General features: G+C 71.0%; 17 protein-coding genes. 10 read left to right on the top strand and 7 right to left on the bottom strand.

Annotation, left to right across the window (positions count from 1 at the left end; translation table 11 throughout):
• Positions 1-9 precede the first annotated feature (9 nt).
• On the bottom strand, positions 10-600 hold the full coding sequence (locus tag VFA06_RS04675) for a thioesterase family protein (protein ID WP_324839138.1): 591 nt from the start codon (positions 598-600) through the stop codon (positions 10-12).
• Positions 601-808: 208 nt separating this feature from the next.
• Between VFA06_RS04675 and VFA06_RS04670 the strand changes: the two genes are divergently transcribed.
• Positions 809-1,996, top strand: a complete 1,188-nt coding sequence (locus tag VFA06_RS04670; RefSeq protein WP_324839137.1) for an MFS transporter — start codon at positions 809-811, stop codon at positions 1,994-1,996.
• Positions 1,997-2,166: 170 nt separating this feature from the next.
• Positions 2,167-2,532: a cupin domain-containing protein gene (locus VFA06_RS04665; RefSeq protein ID WP_324839136.1), complete on the top strand. Its 366-nt coding sequence runs from the start codon at positions 2,167-2,169 to the stop codon at positions 2,530-2,532.
• A gap of 81 nt (positions 2,533-2,613) precedes the next feature.
• Here the strand turns inward: VFA06_RS04665 and VFA06_RS04660 are convergent, their stop codons facing one another.
• From VFA06_RS04660 to VFA06_RS04640, 5 genes are read right to left on the bottom strand one after another with little or no spacing between them, the layout of a single operon-like run.
• Positions 2,614-2,844, bottom strand: coding sequence for a ferredoxin (locus tag VFA06_RS04660; protein ID WP_324839135.1), 231 nt, complete (start codon positions 2,842-2,844; stop codon positions 2,614-2,616).
• On the bottom strand, positions 2,841-4,202 hold the full coding sequence (locus VFA06_RS04655) for an NADH-ubiquinone oxidoreductase-F iron-sulfur binding region domain-containing protein (RefSeq protein WP_324839134.1): 1,362 nt from the start codon (positions 4,200-4,202) through the stop codon (positions 2,841-2,843). Before VFA06_RS04655 ends, VFA06_RS04660 begins: the two co-directional genes overlap by 4 nt.
• Positions 4,199-5,299, bottom strand: coding sequence for a ferric reductase-like transmembrane domain-containing protein (locus tag VFA06_RS04650; protein WP_324839133.1), 1,101 nt, complete (start codon positions 5,297-5,299; stop codon positions 4,199-4,201). The genes VFA06_RS04655 and VFA06_RS04650 overlap by 4 nt, the downstream gene beginning before the upstream one ends.
• A complete protein-coding gene (locus VFA06_RS04645) occupies positions 5,296-6,249 on the bottom strand; it encodes an FAD:protein FMN transferase (RefSeq protein WP_324839132.1) in 954 nt (317 codons plus the stop codon). The genes VFA06_RS04650 and VFA06_RS04645 overlap by 4 nt, the downstream gene beginning before the upstream one ends.
• Positions 6,249-6,545 carry a hypothetical protein gene (locus VFA06_RS04640; RefSeq protein WP_324839131.1) on the bottom strand — a complete coding sequence of 99 codons (297 nt, stop codon included), beginning with the start codon at positions 6,543-6,545 and terminating at the stop codon, positions 6,249-6,251. Before VFA06_RS04640 ends, VFA06_RS04645 begins: the two co-directional genes overlap by 1 nt.
• Before the next feature lie 490 nt (positions 6,546-7,035).
• Between VFA06_RS04640 and VFA06_RS04635 the strand changes: the two genes are divergently transcribed.
• The 3 genes from VFA06_RS04635 to VFA06_RS04625 are packed head-to-tail and all read left to right on the top strand — an operon-like array spanning position 7,036 to position 8,947.
• On the top strand, positions 7,036-7,218 hold the full coding sequence (locus VFA06_RS04635; RefSeq protein ID WP_324839130.1) for a hypothetical protein: 183 nt from the start codon (positions 7,036-7,038) through the stop codon (positions 7,216-7,218).
• The gene (locus VFA06_RS04630; protein WP_324839129.1) at positions 7,215-8,009 is read left to right on the top strand and encodes a cytochrome b N-terminal domain-containing protein; all 795 of its coding nucleotides are present in this window, start codon (positions 7,215-7,217) and stop codon (positions 8,007-8,009) included. The genes VFA06_RS04635 and VFA06_RS04630 overlap by 4 nt, the downstream gene beginning before the upstream one ends.
• Positions 8,006-8,947 carry a hypothetical protein gene (locus VFA06_RS04625; protein WP_324839128.1) on the top strand — a complete coding sequence of 314 codons (942 nt, stop codon included), beginning with the start codon at positions 8,006-8,008 and terminating at the stop codon, positions 8,945-8,947. Before VFA06_RS04630 ends, VFA06_RS04625 begins: the two co-directional genes overlap by 4 nt.
• On the opposite strand, the gene VFA06_RS04620 is transcribed toward VFA06_RS04625, so the two are convergent.
• Positions 8,910-10,055, bottom strand: coding sequence for a zinc-dependent alcohol dehydrogenase (locus tag VFA06_RS04620; RefSeq protein ID WP_324839127.1), 1,146 nt, complete (start codon positions 10,053-10,055; stop codon positions 8,910-8,912). The two genes, VFA06_RS04625 and VFA06_RS04620, sit on opposite strands and share 38 nt — an antisense overlap.
• A gap of 128 nt (positions 10,056-10,183) precedes the next feature.
• Here VFA06_RS04620 and VFA06_RS04615 point away from each other — a divergent pair, with 128 nt between their 5' ends.
• From VFA06_RS04615 to VFA06_RS04595, 5 genes are all read left to right on the top strand, one after another.
• A complete protein-coding gene (locus VFA06_RS04615; protein WP_324839126.1) occupies positions 10,184-10,780 on the top strand; it encodes a TetR/AcrR family transcriptional regulator in 597 nt (198 codons plus the stop codon).
• Positions 10,781-10,913: 133 nt separating this feature from the next.
• Positions 10,914-11,300 (top strand): PadR family transcriptional regulator, encoded by a 387-nt coding sequence (locus tag VFA06_RS04610; RefSeq protein ID WP_324839125.1) that lies wholly within the window; start codon positions 10,914-10,916, stop codon positions 11,298-11,300.
• Between the two features lie 173 nt (positions 11,301-11,473).
• A complete protein-coding gene (locus tag VFA06_RS04605) occupies positions 11,474-12,445 on the top strand; it encodes a hypothetical protein (RefSeq protein WP_324839124.1) in 972 nt (323 codons plus the stop codon).
• 105 nt (positions 12,446-12,550) lie between these two features.
• On the top strand, positions 12,551-12,958 hold the full coding sequence (locus VFA06_RS04600; protein ID WP_324839123.1) for a YciI family protein: 408 nt from the start codon (positions 12,551-12,553) through the stop codon (positions 12,956-12,958).
• Positions 12,959-12,965: 7 nt separating this feature from the next.
• Positions 12,966-14,111 (top strand): RNA polymerase sigma factor, encoded by a 1,146-nt coding sequence (locus tag VFA06_RS04595; protein WP_324839122.1) that lies wholly within the window; start codon positions 12,966-12,968, stop codon positions 14,109-14,111.
• The last annotated feature ends 136 nt before the right edge of the window (positions 14,112-14,247 follow it).

Raw genomic sequence — 14,247 nt, 5'->3', positions numbered from 1 at the left:
CGGCGCGGGTTACTCGGCCGGTTCCGGCCTGTGGGCAAGGGCGCCGCCGACGATCGGGTTCCCGTCGGTGCGAGCGCTCAGCCGGTTGCGCCATTCCTCGGGCCACGGCGCGCTTCGCCGGCTGTCCCTCGGAACGTGCACGGTGACGTAGCGGCCGCGCGCGGCGAGGCGGCGCGGGGCCGTCTCGTCCTGTTCGCCCCAGACCTCGAAGCGGAAGGCCAGCGAGGAATCGCCGATCCGCTCGAGGACCAGCGTGGTCGTCACCTCCTGGTCGAACCAGAGCGGCGCGGTGAAATCGACCTCGAAGCGCACGCGCGGCGCCGCGCCGAAGTACTCCAGCAGGCCGCGCTCGCGCATGAGCGTCGCTTCCGCCGCCTCGACGAAGCGCGTGATGGAGGTGTTGTGGTGGTGGCCCGCGGCGTCGGTGTCCATCCAGTCGACCCGGCTGCGGTAGACCGCCTGCGCAACGACCGGACCGTCGAACGGCTTGGTGCGCAGTGTGTCTTGTGCTGACGCCGTGTCTTGCGCTGACGCTGTGTCTCGCGCTGGCGCGGGGTCACCGGGCGCCGTGCGGCGCGCCTCAGGCTGCTGCGTGCTCATCAGAGGGTGTCCATCGAAGGTGTAGGGCCTTGTCAGTGTTGTCGTTTCCACCCCGCACTAGTGCGAACCGCAGGCGTCTCGGCGGTTAGTCGACGCCGACGTGCCGTTGTACGATCAAAAGCAGAATCGGGATCGTCAACGCGCCGGTGGCTGGGTAGCGCGTCCCTTCGACGTACCCGATGGAGACGCGTTGTCTTACCGCCGTCTTGTGCAGACTGCCGGCGTTGGTTTCTTCCCGCTGAGCCTGTTGGCGAGGCTCCCCTACGCCATGTCGTCGCTCGCGACGCTCATCCTCGTGCAGACCGTCACCGGGAGCTATGCCTTCGCGGGACTTGCCGCCGCCGCGCAGGGGCTCTGCGGCTCAGCCGGGGCACCGGTCGTCGGCGCTCTGGCTGACCGGTACGGTCATCGCAGGATCGCCGCGGTCAGCACGCTTGCCAATATCGCCGCGCTGCTCTTCCTGATCGCGGCGAGCCGGGCCGCTCGCACCGAGTTGCTCGCGGCAGCGGCGCTGGTCGGGTTGACCCAGCCTCCCGTCGGCGTGCTGGTGCGGGTGTACTGGTCGCGGCTGGCGCAAGTCCGCGCTCTGCCATCGCTGTTGCCCTCCGCGATGGCGTACGAGGCGGCCGCCGACGAGACCAGCTTCGTCGCCGGGCCGACGCTCGTCGGGCTGCTGGCACCGATCGCGACCTCCCTCGGGCCGATAGCGCCGATCGCCGCGAGCATCGTGCTGCTGTGCGTGGCGGCGCTGCCTTTCGCAATGCTCTACACCGACCGCAGTCCGATTGAGCGGTCATCACACACCGAACCCCAGGCTCGGCTGCCACGGCGGGCGCTGGTCGCGATGTTCTTCGCGATGGCCGCCATCGGCGCCGTGTTCGGCGCGGTGCAGACGGGCGTGACCGCGTACGCGCACAGCATCGGTCGTCCCGGTGCCGCCGGACTGATCTATGCGATCTTCGGTGCCGGAAGCGCCCTGGCCGGTGCGGCGTGCGCGTGGTTGCCGCGCGGATTCGCGACGCGCCACCGGTATCCGGCTTTCGCCGCCGCACTCGTGGCCGGCATGCTTGCCCTCTACGTCGGCGACCGGCTGCACGCCGTCGTTCCCGCCGTGGCGATGGCGAGTATCACGGTCGCGCCGTACATGATCACCTTGTACACCCTCACCGAGCGGATCGCGCCGCCCGATCGCACGGCCTCCGCGATGACGATCCTCTGCGCGGGAGGCCCACTCGGCACGGCGGGCGGCCAGGCGCTGGCCGGTTATCTGGCCCAAGGCGGCGGCAGCAGCGGGGCGTTCCTGCTCGCGCCGATCGCGGCCGCGGCGGCACTGCTGCTCGCCCTGGCGCTGACCGCCGCCGACCAGGGACGCGGCACATGGCTCGCCACCGGGTGACCTGACGCGCGCCTGCGGCACCGACATCCGGCGCTGCGCGCCAGGCCCGAGCTATGCCCCGGATGCCGTAGTGACACCGCCGGACTACAGGTCTTGAGTTGACAGAGCGGGCGGCCCGTGCAACGTCGTCGGCGGGCCGCCGGTGCCAGACGCAAGGAGGGAGAAGAGGGATGACGGGCGTCGAGCACAAGAACTTCGACAAGGCGGACGAGACCCGGCTCTTCGAGGACGGCATGGGCCGCCTGGAACTGGTCAACACGGAAGCCGGCCCGGTGGGCCTGGCCACCTTCGAGCCCGGCTGGCGCTGGTCGCAGCACGTCAAGCCGATCGCAGGCACGGAGAGCTGCCAAGCAGAGCACACCGGCTATTGCATATCGGGCCGGATGCACGTGCGGATGGACGACGGCGAGGAGTTCGACTTCGGCACCGGCGACTACGCGCACATCCCACCCGGCCACGACGCTTGGATCACCAGCGACGAGCCGTGCGTCGTCGTGGACTGGCAGGGATTCGCGGACTACGCCAAGCGCGTCTGATCGCGCCGCGCCCGGGAGGCCGTGAATATCAGACCCAGCAAGTATCGGACGCGGCGAGTATCAGACGCGGCGCGCAGCGCGTCAGCGCCGCCCGGCCGTGGAGTCGGTGAGCAGCAACGCAAGCGTGGGGCAGGCCTCGACCGTGCGCTTCGCCAAGGCGAGCAAGCGGTCGGGGACTGGCTGCTCGGACACGACGGGATAGCCCCACGGGTCGCGGCCGATGAGCTCGGGCAGCATTTCGATGCAGACGCCATGTGCCTTGCAGGCGATCGGGTTCACGCGCAGTCGCGTCGTGCTCGTGATGGCGGTCATCGGTAGACCCCAACAGTCGCGGCGGGCAGCGGAAGGATGGGAGCGCGCCGGGCGCCTGTGCACGGTCCGCGATGCAAGTGCGTGCGGACATCGGCGGCGAACACCGAGAGCGCGCTGGCGATCAAACGGGTCGCGCCGTCGGGATGACGGCAGGCGCCGCGCCCTGCGACGTAGGGAGTCAGGTTCTTGATGTACTCCGGGGCGCGCCGGTCACCGCGCGCCGCCAGCGCCTCGAGCGCCTGCGCCAGTGCGGGCAGTCCGTTGATGCACGGGCCGCACTGTCCTGCGCTCTGCTCGGCCAGGTAGCGGGCGACACGCGCGGTTTCGGCCAGTGCGCAGGACTCACCGGGCAGCGCGACGAAGATCCCGGCGCCCATCGCCGCTCCGGCTGCGAGCAGGTCCGGCGCCGTAATGCGGGCACTGTGGAAGCGCTGTTCAGGGAGCCAGGCCCCGAAGTATCCGCCGGCAAGCACGGCCTGTATCGGCTGCCTGCTTCCTCCGGCCGTGGCCAGCAGTTCGGCGCCGGTGATGCCGAGCGCAATCTCGTAGACGCCGGGCCGGTTGACCGCTCCCGTGACGGTGACCAGCGCGGTGCCTGGGGCGTTCGGGGTTCCCGTCGCGCGAAACCAGGCGGGGCCGTGTCGTGCGATCAGGGCGGTGTGCGCGAGCGTCTCGACGTTGTCCACGAGGGTCGGTCGGCCGTCGACGCCCCGCTCGAAGGGCCGCGGCGGGGTGAAGCGCGGCAGCGCCGGTCCGCCGTCGATCAGCTGGATCAGTGAGGTCTCCTCACTGGCGACGTATCGCTCGGGGACCCGTGTGATCTCTACGTCAGCTGTCTGCGCCCGGGCGCCGCGGCGCTCGTCGAGGGCGCGCCGCACCGCTTGAATGGTCGCGTCGTCGTTCTCGTGCAAGCACAGGTGCACACGCTCGGCACCGACCGCCCGCGCGGCGGCAGTGATTCCGTCGAGCACGAGGTGCGGCGCGCGGGTGAGCAGGGTGCGGTCCTTGGCGCTGGCCGGTTCGCCTTCGCAGCCGTTGGCGACGAGCACGGTGCCGCGTTGCCTGGCGGACCGGCGAGCGCGCGCCGCGTCAGCGACGGCGCGCATCTTGCGGCCGGTCGGGAACGCGGCCCCGCCACGGCCGGTCAGGCCGGAGCGCTCGACCGCGTCCAGGATCGTCGCCGCGTCGTAGTCGGGCAGCGGTCCATGCCAGCGCACATGCCCCGCGAGGTCGGCCGGTCCGCCCAGCAGCCGCTGGTCCGACTCAGTGGCCTGACCTGCGTTGACATCGGCTCCGGGGCCGGCGCCGTACTGTCGCGCGGCCTGCGGCTCCCACCGGGTGCTGTTCGCTTGCGTCACTCGTCGCTCCCAGATCGCGCGGCGGCGTTGAGCGTGCCGGTCACCGACTGTCCGTTGATGGTGAGGTTGAGGGTCAGCCGGATCGCCGCGCCGGTCTGGTCGGTGACCGACGCGGTGATGTCAGAGCCGTTCAATCCGGTGACCGCGCCGCTGTAGCGGCCGGGTTGTCCGCTCGGGCCGAAGGTGACCCGGCTGGAGGACATCTGCACACCGCCGCCGGGCAGCGCCGGCCCGGTGATGACGACTTGGAAGGCCACCGCGCTGCTTCCGGTCCCGGCGATGGTGACCGAGCTTTGGCCGGAGGCCGTCGTGGCCGTGTTGATCGATCCGGTGATGGTCGTGGTCAGCGGCAGCGCCGGCAGCGCGGTGACCGGGCCGGCGGCCCCGTTGGCCGTCGCGGCGCCGTTCGCGCGGGCGAGCAGCGCGGGCGGGGTGCCGGCGCGCGCCGCCCAGTCGGATTTGAGCGGACCGGACGCCGTCCACGCCGTCGCCGCGATGAGCGCCACGGCGCTGGCGGCGCCCGCGGTCAGCCGCAGTCCGCGATGCACGGGCCAGCCAGAGACCAGGCGCCAGGCGGCCGCTACGACGACCGCGGCGACGCACACGACGGTGAGACCGAGGATCGCCGGAGCCTTGGGATCCGTGCCGGTGCCGAACCCGTGCACGACAGCCAGCGGCCAGCAGGCATAGGCCGCCCAATGCACGGCACGCCAGGCGCGGTGCCCCACGCGGGAACGCAGAAGGCTGGTGATGGTCAGCGCCAGCAGCAGATCGAAGGCGACCGTGCCCAGTCCGAGCCATAGCGGCCGGTATGCGGACACGAATGGGATGACCAGGGAAGGCCAGCCGACCGGGGCGTAGGAGTCGAGCAGCGCGGTGCCGATGTGCACCGTGAGGAAGGCGAGTACCAGCAGGGAGAGATTGCGGTGGATGCCGATGGTGACGAACCGGGGCCAGCGCTCGGTGGCGAAACGGACGGTGATCAGGATGCCGAGCACCAGGCTCATGGTCAGCAGCACCAGCGCGACCACGCCCGTGGCGCGGGTCGCGTACCAGAGCGGCGTGGTGGACGTGATCACGGTCGACGCGCTGGTCATGACGCGCCGCCGCCGGAGTCTGGGTCGGCTGGCCAGGAGGCGATGGTGACCACGGTCCCGTCGGCGCGCACCAGCCGGGCGGGCAATCCGTGCGCGGCCAGCCATCCGGGTGCTGATTCGCCGCGCACGATCGCCGCGGTCGCCGCGGTGTTGGCCGTGACGCAGTCGATCGCGGCGACGCTGACGGTGCGCCAGCCGGCTTGGGCCGGCAGCCCGGTGCGCGGGTGGATGATGTGGTGCAAGGCCGCGTCGCTGGCGTTCCACCTGCGGACCGTCGTGCTGGAGGTCGCCAGGCCGCCGTCGCGCACGGTCACGGTCTGGCCGGGGCTGTCGTCCGCGCCGCGGTGGTCGTCGGTCACGCGCACGCGCCAGCCGCCGTCGGGCGTCGGGCCGCGGACCGACAGGTCGCCGCTGAAGCTGACCAGCACCCCGCCGCCCAGCTTGTCGTGCACGTCGCGGGCGGCCAGGTCGGCGGCCAGTGCCTTGGCGGTCGCGCCGAAGTCGAGGCGCGTCCCGCGCTGGAGCGTCACCACGCGCCTGGCCGGGTCCCAGCGCACCGTCCGCCAACCCGGGATCGGGCGCGGCCGGGGCACGGTCACGGTGACGCCGGAGAGCCGCAGCTCGTCGAAATCCCGGTCGTATCCGGTGGCGATCAATGCGTCGCCGCAGGTCGGGTCAACGTCCCCGTCGGTCAGTTCCGCCGCGCGCAGGGCGGTCTCCAGCGCCCGCGCGAACAGGGCGCTGACCTCGACCGGGCGTCCGGCGGCCTCGTTCACCCGGCACAGTTCGGAATCCGGCCGGAACCGGCTGCACGCCTTGTCCACCGCCCTGATGTGCTCGCGCACGATTGCTAGCGCGTCGTCGAGCGCGCCCGGTTCGGTGGTCAGCACGACGGCTGTGCCGCCGAACGCCGCTACTTCCGCGCGCGCCGCGGCGATGCCCAGCGTCATCACGACCCGCCGGACTGTACCTGCGACGGCCCGGATCCTCCTCCGCCCGGCGCGTTGTTCGGGCCCTGCAAGCCACCGGAGCCGTTGGAAGAGCCGCTGCCGCCACTGCCGCTCCCGCTGCCACCGCCGTTGTCGACGTTGAGGTGCGGCAGGTGGGTGGGGATCAGATGGGCGAAGCCCGCGGCCGCGATCACGGCGCCGGCCACCGAGGCGACGCCGATCAGCCGGGTCGCCCTGCTCACGCGCACCAGGCCGGCGTCACGGGCGGACACGGCCTTGCGCGTCTTCGGATCCATGCTTCACCTTCCTCTGCGGCCTCCCTTCTACAGTCGCGCGCGGCCTGCGCGTGAACGGTTCAAAACCTGCTCAGAACCGGTAAAGATCTCGGCGCTCGCCGTCTGAGCGGACGTTCTGCGCGCCACAGCGACCTGCACGCGGCGTGGCGGTTTCGTCCTCGGCGACGCGGACATGTTCGGCAATCAGTTCAGAACCTGCTCAGAACTCGCAAAGATGCGGCGCCGCCGGCCGCGGCCGGGCTATACCGGCAGCGCGGCCCAGCGCGGTGAAGGCGAGCTGATTCGGCAAAGGCGGCCCGATCAGCACACCGCGCCGGGCCGCGCTGGCACGGTCCCCCCTCAACCGCGCCGCGCGGCGGCAGCACCGGGCACCTGATCCGTCTCCGGGGCTGATCGGCCCGAAGGACCGGGACTTATGGCCCTGAGTCAAGCACCCGCCCGGCGAGACCATGCACGGGAAACGCGTGCTCACACCCGGCATGGAGGTCTCATGATGTTGAGCAAGGTGTCCGCGGCAGGCGCCGCGCCCGTCGATCTGAACGGCCCCGGCCACTACGTGCATTGGGGTGTGATTCAGGTATCCGTCGCCAATCTCGTGGTCGTCGGGATCATGGTGGCCGTCTTCATCCTGGCGCTCGTGCTGCCCTTCCCGAAGGGACGTGGCCGCAAATGAGCGAGCACGCGATCGCCCCGCTGCCGACTCCGGAGCCCTCGCCCGTCGCCGGCGCCACCGACGGCGAGCTGACCGGGGGATGGACCGGAGCCGTGCGCCGCAGCGCAGTGCGCGCGCTGCCTCCGGACAAGCTGCTGCCGGACACGCAGCCGAAGCACGTCGCGTCGTGGATATACGTCTTCGGCGTGCTGACCCTGGCCGCCTTCCTGGTCGTGCTCGGCAGCGGCGCGGTACTCGCGCTCAAAGGGCCGGCCTGGTGGCACGTGTCAGCGGTCGGGCACTACTTCAACAGCCTGCACCTGTGGAGCGTCGAGCTGTTCATGGCCTTCATGGTCATCCACCTGTGGGGCAAGTTCTTCATGGCGGCCTGGCGCGGCCGGCGCGCCCTGACCTGGATCACCGGCGCGGTCTCGTTCCTCGGCTCGGTCGGAACCGCCTTCACCGGCTACCTGGTCCAGCAGAACTTCGACTCGCAGTGGATCTCCACCCAGGCCAAGGACGGGCTGAACTCGGTCGGCATCGGCGCCTTCTTCAACGTGACGGACTTCGGGCAGATGCTCATGTGGCACATCGTGCTGCTGCCCGCCGTCGTCGGCCTGATCGTCGTCCTGCACATCCTGATGGTGCGCCGCCGCGGCGTGGTACCGCCGATCGCACTGCGCTCCGCGTCCGCCGAACCGGCGGAGAGCACGGTTGTGGGGAGCACGGTTGTGGGGAGCACGGTCGTGGGGAGCACGGTCGTGGGGAGCACCGTCGTGGAGACCGCGCCCGAGGAGGAGGCCGCGCGATGACCAGCCACTCCCTGCACGCCGAACCCGATCCCTACTCCTTCGGCTCGCGTCGGTACGACCTGGTCAAGGAGTTCACGATCGCGCTCGTCGCGGTGCTGGCGCTGACCTTCGTACTCGCGGCGGTGTTCTCCTCCCCGGACGAGAAGCCGATGACGATCGCCTCCTGGTCCAAGGCCGATCCCGGCGACTTCACCGCGACCGCGCTCGCGGAGCTCGACGGTTCAAGCGGCACGGCCAGTTATGGGCCGCCGTACAACAGCGCCGCGGACGGCCAGAAGCTCGGGCCGCTCGCGCTGGCGAAGGCGGCCGGGGTCACTCACCCGATCGACGCTGCGCAGGCCTTCGTCCTCGGCCCGCTGGCCGCCGCGCCGCAGGGTCCGGCCGTGACCTCCGCGCTGAGCACGTATAACGCGGCGAGCGCCGATCAGCAGGCGAAGTGGACCGGCGCCTACTCGGACGCGCTGACCAAGGCGAACAACGATCCGGCGAAGGTCGCCGCCTCCGACACGTTCGGACCGGTCCCGGTGCTGCTCGGGCGACTGCTGCAGCAGGCGCAGACCGGATCGCTCGACGGCGCCCTGCTCTCCGAGGGCGGCTTCTATCAAACCGATTACACCCTGCCGCTGCTCTTCCTCGCCGACGGCTCCGACCTCGCGGCCCGGGCCGACGCCCAGCACCTGAGCGGCGACCAGTGGGGCATGATGAACGAGACCGGGAACTTCCCGGGCCAGGCCTGGCTGTGGCTCTACACCTTCTGGTACCAGATCTCGCCGTTCAACAGCTCGGACAACGCCGACGCGCTGGTCTGGGGCGTCATGGCGGTGCTCTCACTGGTGTTCGTGTTCGTGCCCTTCATCCCCGGCCTGCGCTCGATCCCCCGCCTGGTGCCGGTCTACCGGCTCATTTGGCGCCAGCATTACCGCGAGTTGCAGCAGTGAACCAGCCATCGTCTGCGGGCTCGTCCGGTTTCGCCGGGCGGGCCCGCGGTTTTCTGCCGAATCGTCCGCGCGACGCGGCCGGCGGCGCAGCGGGGCGCGAGGGCAGGTCCCGGACGAAGACGGGCTTGAGGCGGTTCTCGGGCAGGGCGTCGGGCAGTTGCTCCCAGTCGAGCACGTCGGAGACGACGCGCTCGGGATTGACCTCGGCGCTCTCGGCCAGGGCGAGGGCGTCGGGGATGTGAGCGCGCACATTGTCGCGGGCGACGCGCAGCGTGACGCCGGTCAGGTACATGTCCAGCAGCGGCAGTTCGCCGGGGCGGAAGTGGTTGCCGGCGCTTTCGCAGAACCCTTCCGGGGCCAGGCACTTGAGCGCCGCGGCCAGCTCCTCGACGCGGCCGGTGGCCTCCACGGCCAGGTCGAAGCCGTGGCGCACCGGGTCGAGGGATTCGGCGGTGCGGGCCCCGAAGCCCTCGGCGATCTTGCGGTGCGCGGGGTCGGGATCGACGTACAGCACGTCGCCGGCGCCGAGCGCGCGGGCGATATCGCATACGTACAGTCCGATGCTGCCGCGCGCGACGACTAGGACCCGGGAGCCGGGCCTGGCCTTCAGATGCGGGGCGACCAGGCGCCAGGACAGCGACCAGTTGTCGCTGGCCGAGGCCATCGCGACCGGGTCGAGTCCGGCGGGCAGCGGCACCAGCATCGCGTCGGCCCACGGCACCAGCACCAGGTCGGAGAACAGCCCGCCCCAGGAACCGCCGAGCGGCGCGCCGTACATCGCCATGTAGGGCACTGATTCGCAGTGCGCGGTGAACCCCGCCCGGCACCGGTCGCAGCGGCCGCAGGAGATCGCCCAGGGCACCACCACCAGGTCGCCCGGGCTCACGTGGGCGACGGTGTCGCCGACCTCGACCACGCGGGCCACGCACTCGTGCCCGATGGGGAACGGCGGCGGGATGAGGCCCTGTCCGGCCAGGATCATCGCGTCCACGTGGCAGCTGGTCGCCGCGACCGGAGCGACGATCGCGTCGCTGTCGGCCTGCAGCCTCGGATCCCTGGTCTCATGCCAGGCGACCGTCCGCTTCGCGACGTAGATCAGCTCACGCACCCGCCCCCACCTTTCACACCCCGCACCGCGCCATCGCCCGCGGCACCGTCTATGACGCTGTTATAGAAGCAGCCAGGCTAGAGTATATCGATCGTTATAGCCAGGGCTGGAGAGGAGTGATGCGCGAAATGACCACCGCCAGGCACCAGCCCACGGCCCGGCAGAAGATCGTGGCCGGCGCGGCCGACATGATCAGCAGGCGCGGACTCAACGCGACCAGCGTGCGCGAACTAGCCAAACACACCCGGGCCCCGCTCGGCTCGACTTACCACTACTTCCCGGACGGCAAAGCGCAATTGGCCACCGAGGCGGTGCAGTACGCGGGCGCGAAGGTCGCCGAGGTGCTGCGCAGGCGGATTCACGCGGGACCCGTCGCCGGGCTGCGCGCCTTTCTCAAGCATTGGCGCGGTGTGCTTCTGGAGAGCGACTTCCGGGCCGGCTGCGCCGTGCTGGCCGTCGCTGTCGAGGAGCCCTCCGGTGAGCAGAACCCGCCGCCTATCGCGGCCGCAGCCGCAGCCTTCGAGGAGTGGCAGCGGCTGCTCGCCGACGTGCTACGCGAGCAGGGCACCGACCCGGCTCAGGCCGCCGCCCTCTCCGCCCTGATCGTCGGGGCGGTCGAGGGCGCCGTCGCGATGAGCCGCGCCAGCCAGAGCATCCGGCCCTTCGACCAGGTCGCTCGACAGCTCGAGGCGCTGATCACGGCCGCCGTCGACCACCCGGCCTGAGACCGGTAGCGGTCGGTATCGGCGGCTCGATCATCAGCAAGCTGCTATGACGGCGGGCGCGCCGGCCTCGATCGCGCGATCTCCGGCGCACCAGCCCTTGCCCTATAACTCGTGAGACGATATATATCGTCACATGAAATCCTCCACCAGGACGGAGCAGGTCTTCCTGATCCTCACCGCCCTCGCCGACCAGCCTCGGCACGGATATGGGATCGCTCAGGAAGTAGCCCAGCTTTCCGACGGCCGCACCCAGCTGAAAGTCGGCACGCTCTACGGCGCGCTCGAACGGCTCACGGACGAGGGGCTGCTCGAGCCGGACCACGACGAGGTCGACTCGGGCCGGCTGCGCCGCTACTACCGGCTCACTGACCAGGGGGTCGCCGCCCTGGCTGAGGACACGCAACGTATCGCGGCCAACGCGAAGGCCGCGGCGCAGCGGCTGCAAGCCCGCGGGGTACGCATCCAGATCAACGGTCTGAAGCACGGTCCGGGCACGGCAACGGCGGGAGCGGGAGCATGAACACGCACGGGGAGCGTCAAGGCTCGAATGGCGCGGGCGCGGCGAAGCCATCGGATACGGCGAAGCCAACGAACGCAGCGGAGCCAGCAGACGCAGCGGAGGCGGTGGCGCGGCGGTATCGCAGAGTTCTAAGCCTTCTGCCGCGTGCCTTCCGCGAGCAGCGCGGCGAGGAAATGCTCACCACCATGCTGGACGGCGCGGCAGACGCGGGCCGGAAGCGTCCGTCGTTCGGCGAGTGGCTCAGCATGCTCGGCCTCTCGCTCCGGCTGCGCAGCGGCGCCCCCGGAGCGAGCCCACGGGCGCGGACGGCCGGTGAGAGCCTGCGACTGATCGCACTGCTCGGGCTGGTGCTGCAGGCGGGCACGCCGCGGCAGTCGATCACCCTCAACGGCGAGCCGGGGATCGGCGCACTCTTACAGCACCTCGGTTTTCACTCCTGGGAGCCCGCGAGCCTTGCCGCGTGCGGCCTGCTGATGCCGTGTCTGGCCGCGGCGGCACTCCTGCGCGGACGGCGCCGAACCGGATTGCTGCTGATGACCGCCAGCTCGATGCTGTTCCTCGCCACGTCCCCATGGGTGTTCGGCATCGGACCTGACGCGCGGTGGGCCAACCCGTGCGCCATGCTGGTGTTGTGTGTCATCCCACTGATTGCGGGGCTGCTGGGCTTTCATCGTGACGCAGCACAGGTCTCGCAGCCGAGATGGTGGTCGGCGGCGGTGGTCCTCACCGGCATCTCGCTGCTGCTAACCGGCGACGCCCTTGTGCAACTGGCGGGTCATCCTTCCTACACGTTGATCCAGAGCGTGTGGCTACCTTCGCGTCTGTTCGAGCTCGGCTGCGTGGGCGTCGTCGCCGCGATGATCCTGCGTCAAGCGCGCCGTAGCGTCGGCGGCCTGGTCGCGTGTCTCGTCGTCGCCGCCCCGCTGCTTCTCGTGCTGCCGAGCGCCGCCGACGCCCTGTCCATCAACACTGGGTTCCAGGTGATAAGGCTGCTGGGCTTCGACGTCATCCAGCGCGCGGCGTTCACTCCCTACCTCTGGATCGGGGCTTACCTGCTCGCCGCGGAAGTCCTGCTGATCCTCACCTTGGCCGTCCGGCCGCGGCGGCCGAGGATCGCCGCAGCGGCATCGAGCGGTGCAAGCTGACCGGGCGGAAAAATCTTGGGCGGCGATGTCGAGAACCGGCTCTGCGCTCCGTCCCCGGGGTGAAGGCGGCCACAATGGGTCGCACCAGCACCGAGGAGACGCACGATGGCCAAGTACCTGCTGCTCAAGCACTACCGCGGCGGCCCGGCGCCGGTCAACGACGTGCCGATGGACAAGTGGACACCCGAGGAGATCTCGGCGCACATGCAGTACATGCGTGACTTCGCGGCCCGGCTGGAGCGGACCGGTGAGTTCGTCGACGCTCAGGCGCCCTCCCCCGAGGGCACGTTCGTGCGCTACGACGGCGAGGGGCGCCCGCCGGTCACCGACGGCCCGTTCGCGGAGACCAAGGACCTGATCGCCGGCTGGATGGTGATCGACGTCGACAGCTACGAGCGCGCGCTCGAGCTGGCCGGCGAACTGTCGGCCGCCCCCGGGGCGGGCGGCAAGCCGATCCACGAGTGGCTCGAGCTGCGTCCGTTCCTGGCCGAGCCGCCCACGGTGACGGAGTAACGGCCGCGTGAACGAGTCGCTGCTGCGGGAGCTCGTGCCCGCGGTGATCGCCGTCCTCGTCCGGCGCGGCGCGGATTTCGCGTCGGCCGAGGACGCCGTGCAGGAAGCCCTCATCAAGGCGCTGGAGACCTGGCCGAAGGACCCGCCGCGCGACCAGAAGGCGTGGCTGGTCACGGCCGCCTGGCGCAGGTTCCTCGACGCCGCCCGCGCCGAGAGCTCGCGGCGCGGGCGGGAGCTGGTCGTGCACGAGGAGCCGCCGGCCGGCCCGGCTCCCGCCGTGGACGACACGCTCCAGCTGTACTTCCTGTGCGCGCACCCGTCGCTGACGCCGGCGTCCGCGGTGGCGCTCACCCTGCGCGCCGTCGGCGGTCTGACGACGCGTCAGATCGCTGAGGCGTATTTGGTTCCGGAGGCGACCATGGCTCAGCGCATCAGCCGCGCCAAGCGCACCATCGCCGACGTGCGGCTCGACCAGCCCGGGGACGTCGCCACCGTGCTGCGCGTCCTGTATCTGGTCTTCAACGAGGGCTACAGCGGCGACGTCGACCTGGCCGCCGAGGCCATCCGGCTCGCCCGGCAGCTCGCGGCCGCGATCGCCCATCCCGAGGTGGCGGGGCTGCTCGCGCTGATGCTGCTGCACCACGCCCGGCGCGCCGCCCGGACCGCGCCCGACGGCAGCCTGGTGCCGCTCGCGCAGCAGGACCGCGGCCGTTGGAACACCAGGCTGATCGCAGAGGGCATCGACATCCTGCAAGCGGCACTCGCCCGCGACCAGCTCGGCGAGTTCCAGGCGCAGGCCGCTATCGCCGCCCTGCACGCTGACGCGCCCACCGCGGCGGAGACTGACTGGGTGCAGATCGTCGAATGGTATGACGAACTGGTGCGGCTGACGGACAGCCCGGTCGTCCGGCTCAACCGCGCGGTCGCGGTCGGTGAGGCCGACGGACCGCGGGCCGGCCTGGCGGCCCTTACGACGCTGGACGCCTCACTCCCCCGCTACACGGCCGTCGCGGCGTACCTGCACGAACGCGATGGAGATATGGAAACGGCAGCGCGGCTGTACGCGGAGGCCGCCCACAAGGCGCCCAACCTCGCCGAGCGCGACCATCTCACCCGCCAGGCCGCCCGGCTCAATGCGCGCCAGCCTCGCTGAGGGTCACGTTCGGCCCGGTTCGCCGCGGTCTCGGCAGCCGCGAATCCCCGCGGCGGCGGAAAATGAGTTGCCCACGTCTCGCCGACTCCCCCACGATGGCCCGCATGGATCTGTAAGCGCTGCCACGTACTGCAGT

Origin of the sequence: Actinocrinis sp. (assembly GCF_035653575.1) — a bacterium.
Taxonomy (GTDB): domain Bacteria; phylum Actinomycetota; class Actinomycetes; order Streptomycetales; family Catenulisporaceae; genus Actinocrinis.
The sequence above is the reverse complement of the archived record's forward strand: the minus strand, read 5'-3'. Positions and strand labels throughout refer to the sequence as shown.